The following is a 6,326-nucleotide window of genomic DNA, read 5'->3' as shown; positions in this document are numbered from 1 at the left end:
TCATTCAACTTACTCATTCCCATTAAAATAACAACCGTGGCGGTAGATTGCGCTGCTAAATACACATCAGTAGATAGTTTTCTTTCTGAAGTTGTGCCTGTAATTACCCAAAAACTTTCTGAAATTCCTCTTTTGGTTAATGAAATTCCTTGACTTGCCGGAACAGCCATTGCTGATGAAATTCCAGAAATTACTTCAGTTTCTATTCCAAAAGATTCAATAAATTCAACTTCTTCAGAACCTCTACCAAAAATAAAAGGATCACCTCCTTTTAAACGAACAGCATTTCCATATTCAAAAGCACTTTTTACAATTAACTCATTAATTTTATCTTGCGTAAAACTGTGCATACCTTTACGTTTACCAACAAAAATCTTTTTTGCATAAGGTGCATATTCCAATAATTCTCTATTTATTAAGGCATCATACAAAATAACTTTTGCACTTTGTAAAGCTTTTACACCTTTTACCGTTATTAAATCTGGGTCTCCCGGGCCTGCACCAATTAACGTTACTTTTTTTATTAATTTAGTTTTCATTACGCACAGTTTTAGTTCTAAATTCGTTTACTTTTTTATAAAACAACTGTGCTTCATTCAAATATTTTTGAGCAAACTCTACTGTTGGTTCATTATTTTTTATTTGATAAATAAATGTTGAAAATGGAACACCTAAATCAATTTCTTTTCCAAAAAAATCATCAAACTGAGAAATAATACCAACGTGTGTATTCGTTTTCTTTCCTTCTGAAGTTAATAAGGCTTTTGCTGTATTTACAATACTTGAATAGGTGTAATAAATACTATCTGAAAATTGATTCAATTTTAAAGATTCTGAAGCATTCTCCAATTTCTCTTCACTTTCTAATAACAATGTTGCAATTAAATCTATAACAACCCCAGCACATTCTCCAACTCCAACTGCTTTTTCATACGCTTCTTCACTTCCCCAATCAATAAAATCACTTTGTTCTAAATTTGTAGTATCTGCTAAAGGTTTTAACAAGTTGTAAAAATAACGCTCTCCTTGCCTATCGTAATAATTGATAAAAGACTCATCTACAGAAACGTTAGCTTCGTAATCATTTAAGATTGAACGTAAAGCTTTAGGGCCACGTTTGCTTGGTATTTTCAGCACTTTATTAGCAATTCTTCCAGCTCCATTTCCTAAAACACTTCCTCCTAACAATACTTGCAATGCTGGAGCAACTAGATTTCCTGATTTAATAGACATTCCTTGGAAACCAATATGCGCCATTGTATGCTGTCCACAAGAATTCATACAACCACTAATTTTTATGGTAATATTTTTATTGTTTGCGTAGTGAGGGTATTCGCTTTTCAATACATTTTCTAATGCTACAGAAATCCCTGTACTACTCGCAATTCCTAAATTACATGTATCGGTTCCAGGACAAGAAGTAATATCTAAGGTACTATTATAACCAATAGTTGCAAATCCTAATTTTTGTAGTTCCACGAAGAAAAATGGTAATAATTCATTTTTTACATGACGAATTAATATATTTTGACGCAATGTTAAACGGATTTCATTTCCAGCATATTTTTTAATTAAGTCGGCCAAAATTCTGGCCTTATCAGTATAAAAATCTCCTAAATGTACTTTTATTCCAATGGCACTAAAACCATCTTGTTTTTGCTTAATTACATTTGCCTTTTTCCACAATTCAAAAGCATTTTTATCTTGAATTTCTACTGAAGGAATTTCAATATTTGAAAGCTCAATTGTATTATCAAATTTTGAAGTATCTATTGGAAATGAAGATACTGACAATGCTTTTTGTTCTTCTTCAACCAATTTTATAAAAGTGTCAAAACCAATATCTTTTATTAAGAATTTTAAACGGGCTTTAGCTCTTTTAGAACGCTCTCCATATCTATCAAAAACACGTAAAACAGCTTCTGTAATTGGAATTATTTTATCGGTTTCAATAAATTCAAACATAGTATCTGCTAATCGTGCCTGAGAGCCTAAACCGCCAGCAACCATCACTTTAAAACCAATAACACCATCCTTAATTTTAGCGATAAACCCTAAATCGTGCATAAAACTTAGTGCGGTATCTTCATCAGTTCCAGAAAAAGAAATTTTAAACTTTCTACCTAATTCCTGACAAATAGGGTTTCGTAAAAAGAATTCAAAAACCGCGTGTGCATACGGTGAAACATCAAAAGGTTCGTTTATATCAATTCCAGCGGTTTCACTTGCGGTCACATTTCTAACAGCATTTCCACATGCTTCACGTAATGTAATAGCATCTTTTTCTAATTCAGCCCAAAGTTCTGGCGTTCTATCTAAACTTACATGGTGAATTTGAATATCCTGACGCGTAGTTATGTGCAGTCTTCCTCTTGAATATTCATCGGAAACATTTGCAATTCTATGTAATTGTTCGCTGGTTACTTTTCCGTAAGGAAGTTTAATTCGAATCATTTGAACACCAAATTGACGTTGCCCGTAAACGCCCCTTGCTAGACGTAAACTTCTAAAACGTGCTTCGTCAATTTCTCCGTTATAAAACTGTTGAATCTTTTTTTCTAGGTCAATAATATCCCTCTCGACGATCGGATTTTCGATCTCGCTTCTAAAGCTTTGCATGCTATTTAATTTTTTTAGTTAGTAATAATAGTCTCCCTAGGTCATAAGGAATTATGAGCTTAAATAAATTTAAATGTAATTGATTTTTTTCTCTATAGTTATTCTATAAATCCAACACCTGCTGTGTTATTAGTTTGTGGATCAATTAAAATAAAAGATCCGTTGGTTCTATGCTCTTTAAATGCATCTAAAAAGATTGGCTTGTTCAGTTGAAATGAAACAGCCGCAATATCATTCATTTTTAAACTTTCAACTCCAGTTTCAACTCCAGAATAATCTGGATTTATTTTATTATGAATAGCACCAACTTTAGCTAGCACTTTATTTACGCCATGTTGTAACACATATTTGGAACCCGCTCTTAAATTTTCGTTATCCATCCAAGTTACAGTTGCTGTAAATTTCTTTTCAATTTTTGGCAACTCGTTTTCCTTAACAATCATATCACCTCTACTTACATTTACATCATTTTCTAAGGTAACAGTTACTGAAGATCTTCGAGCAGCAGTTTGGTATTTTTTATCATAAAAGAAAATTTCTTTAATTTTAGATTTGGTTTTTGAAGGTAAAATAACCACTTCATCACCAACATTTAATTCACCTCCATATACTTTACCCGCATATCCTCTAAAATCGTGGTATTCTTCAGTTTTAGGACGAATTACATATTGCACTGGAAAACGTACTTTACCTCTATTATAAATATCTTGAGTATCAAATTCTTCTAAATGTTGTAGCAATGTTTTACCTGTAAACCAAGGCATCTTTGTTGATTCTTCCACTACATTATCGCCTTTTAAAGCACTTACAGGAATAAACGTAATATTCTGATCTTCATAATCACTTTTATCAACCACCTTTTGAAAATCAGCTTTAATTTCGTTGTATCTTTCTTCAGAAAAATCAACCAAATCCATTTTATTAACGGCTACAATTACATTTTTAATTCTTAACAAATTATTAATAAAAAAATGACGGTACGTTTGCTCAATAACACCGTGACGTGCATCTATTAAAACAATGCCTACTTGCGATGTAGAAGCTCCCGTAACCATATTTCGCGTATATTCTACATGACCTGGAGTATCGGCAATTATATAACTTTTTGTAGCTGTTGAAAAGTAAATATGAGCTACATCAATTGTAATTCCTTGTTCTCTTTCTGCCACTAAACCATCCGTTGCCAAAGAAAAATCTAAATAATCGTATCCTTTTTGTTTTGAACTGCGTTCAATGGCTTCTAATTTATCATCGGTTAGCGATTTTGTATCGTACAATAATCTTCCGATTAATGTACTTTTTCCATCATCTACACTTCCTGCTGTTGCTATTTTTAAAACTTCCATTTTGTTTAGTTATTGGTTTTTAGTTGTTAGTTATTGGTTTAATAACCTAAACTATCAGCTTTTTTACTTTTGAACTTTTAACTTAAAAGTACCCTTGTTGTTTACGTTCTTCCATTGCTGCTTCCGATCTTTTATCATCAATTCTTGCACCTCTTTCTGAAATACTTGAATCTCTAATTTCCGATACTACTCTGCTAATTGTAGTGGCATAAGAATCTACAGCTGCAGTACAACTCATATCTCCAACCGTTCTAAAACGAACCATTCGTTCTTCAACTTTCTCATCTTCATCTTTATACACATGTTCTGAGGCCGACCATATAAGCCCATCTCTTAAAAACACATTACGCTTATGTGCAAAATAAATGGAAGGAATTTCTAAATCTTCACGCTCAATATAGGTCCAAACATCTAATTCTGTCCAGTTTGAAATTGGGAAAACACGCACATTTTGACCAAAATCTATTTGTCCGTTTAGCATATCGAATAATTCTGGACGTTGGTTTTTTTCATCCCATTGACCAAAATCGTCACGTACAGAAAAAATACGTTCTTTTGCTCTTGCTTTTTCTTCATCTCTTCGCGCACCACCAATACAAGCATCAAACTTAAATTCTTCGATTGCATCTAACAACGTTGTTGTTTGCAACATATTTCTACTAGAATATCGACCTGATTCTTCTTTTACTTTACCTTGATCTATAGAATCTTGTACATTACGCACAATTAATTCCAATCCTAATTCTTCAACCAAACGATCGCGAAACTCGATAGTTTCAGGGAAATTATGTCCTGTATCAATATGCATTAAAGGAAATGGAATTTTTGCTGGGTAGAAAGCTTTTTGAGCCAATCTAACCAATGTGATAGAATCTTTTCCTCCCGAGAATAACAGCACTGGTTTTTTAAACTGTGCAGCAACTTCTCTCATAATGTAAATTGCTTCGTTCTCTAATTGATTTATGTATAATTTATCTGTCATAATTCACTTTTTATGAATGTAAACCACATTCTCTATTTTCTAATACTTTTGTTGGGTCGAAATATGTAAACTCATTTGGTAATTCATTTTCTTCTAAATAGGCATCCAATTGTTCGTCTGTATAATTATAAAACGGACTCACTTTTAGAACGCCATCTTTACTTAATGAAACCACATTGATACTGTCTCTAAAAGCAGTTTGACCATTTCGTAAATTTGTAAACCAAACATCTGGTTTATGTTCTTCCATAGCTCTGGTAAACGGCTCAAGTTTTACTTGTTCAGTAAATATTTTATGCTGAGGGTCTTCAATTTGAGGAATTCCCATAATAGTGTCTCTATGCGCTGTTGTTTGTTGCGGCACATATAAATGCACATTTAAACCCAAAGAATGTATTAGTTCGTTTGCATGTTTATAGGTTTGTGGTGTATTGTAACCAGTATCGCACCAAATTACTTTTAACTCAGCATTTACATGTGTACACGCATGTAAAATAGCTACTTCATACGGTCTAAAATTTGTTGTAACTACTGGATTTTTAGCAACTGATAATGCCCACCCAATAATTTCTGATGGCGATTTATCCTTTAAATCTTCATTTATTTGTTTAATATTAATATGCTCCATTATTTCCCCCATTTTATTTTATTCCAAATTCTTTCGTGAAAAAAGTACAACACCATTTTTGTTATTAATTCTATTGAACCTATTGATAATGCCAATGCAATATGACCTGTAATTAACCAAGAAATTACAATGGTATCTAAAGTTCCTATTACTCTCCAACTAATAGTTTTCAAAACACTACGCATTGGTTTTTCAGAACTTTGAACACCAACTTCACCACTATTGTTTTGCTTTTTATTTGAAATAAAGATCTGATCTAGTATCATTTTTCAGTTATATCATTTTAAGAGGCAAACTTACACTTTTTTTACAAGCCTACCAACTCGATAGACTAATAGATTTGTAATGTATAAAGTTTTAACATATTCTTAAAAAAAAGGATTAAGTTTTAATGATTTAAAGCTTCTTCAATATCCCGAAGTATCTCTTTTACATTTTCTAAACCAACAGAAATTCGCACCAATCCAGGTGTAATTCCGGCTGCTAAACGCTCTTCTTCGCTTAATTTACTATGTGTAGTAGATGCTGGATGGGTTACAATGGTTCTTGTATCTCCCAAATTTGCAGATAAAGAGCACATTTTAATCGCATTTAAAAAATTGCGCCCTGCCTCAATTCCACCTTTTACTTCAATTGCAATAATATTACCACCTAATTTCATTTGCTTTTTAGCAATTTTATATTGAGGATGCGATGTTAAAAATGGATATTTTACTTTTGAAATATGCTCGTTATTTTCAAGAATTTCAGC

The 6,326-nt window shown here is 32.4% G+C and carries 7 protein-coding genes; all 7 read right to left on the bottom strand.

All coding sequences use genetic code 11. From position 1 onward, the window contains the following. A partial coding sequence (gene cobA, locus AB1Z17_RS02735; RefSeq protein WP_368050256.1) for a uroporphyrinogen-III C-methyltransferase occupies positions 1-539 on the bottom strand: 539 nt, incomplete at its 3' end. Beyond that, positions 529-2,619 carry a nitrite reductase gene (locus AB1Z17_RS02730; protein ID WP_368050255.1) on the bottom strand — a complete coding sequence of 697 codons (2,091 nt, stop codon included), beginning with the start codon at positions 2,617-2,619 and terminating at the stop codon, positions 529-531. The genes AB1Z17_RS02730 and cobA, both read right to left, overlap by 11 nt. A 98-nt stretch (positions 2,620-2,717) precedes the next feature. Next, a complete protein-coding gene (locus AB1Z17_RS02725) occupies positions 2,718-3,965 on the bottom strand; it encodes a sulfate adenylyltransferase subunit 1 (RefSeq protein ID WP_368050254.1) in 1,248 nt (415 codons plus the stop codon). Positions 3,966-4,047: 82 nt separating this feature from the next. Beyond that, positions 4,048-4,947 (bottom strand): sulfate adenylyltransferase subunit CysD, encoded by a 900-nt coding sequence (gene cysD / locus AB1Z17_RS02720; protein WP_368050253.1) that lies wholly within the window; start codon positions 4,945-4,947, stop codon positions 4,048-4,050. 10 nt (positions 4,948-4,957) lie between these two features. Next, entirely contained in the window at positions 4,958-5,575 is a 618-nt protein-coding gene (locus AB1Z17_RS02715; RefSeq protein WP_368050252.1) for a phosphoadenosine phosphosulfate reductase family protein, read from the bottom strand. Beyond that, positions 5,575-5,841, bottom strand: coding sequence for a DUF2061 domain-containing protein (locus AB1Z17_RS02710; RefSeq protein WP_368050251.1), 267 nt, complete (start codon positions 5,839-5,841; stop codon positions 5,575-5,577). Before AB1Z17_RS02710 ends, AB1Z17_RS02715 begins: the two co-directional genes overlap by 1 nt. Positions 5,842-5,963: 122 nt before the next feature. Further along, positions 5,964-6,326 (bottom strand): PLP-dependent transferase (locus AB1Z17_RS02705; protein ID WP_368050250.1); only part of this gene is annotated, 363 nt, incomplete at its 5' end.

Source organism: Lutibacter sp. (genome assembly GCF_040883305.1).
In the GTDB taxonomy this organism is placed as follows: domain Bacteria; phylum Bacteroidota; class Bacteroidia; order Flavobacteriales; family Flavobacteriaceae; genus Lutibacter.
This window is presented reverse-complemented; position numbering and strand designations above follow the sequence as displayed.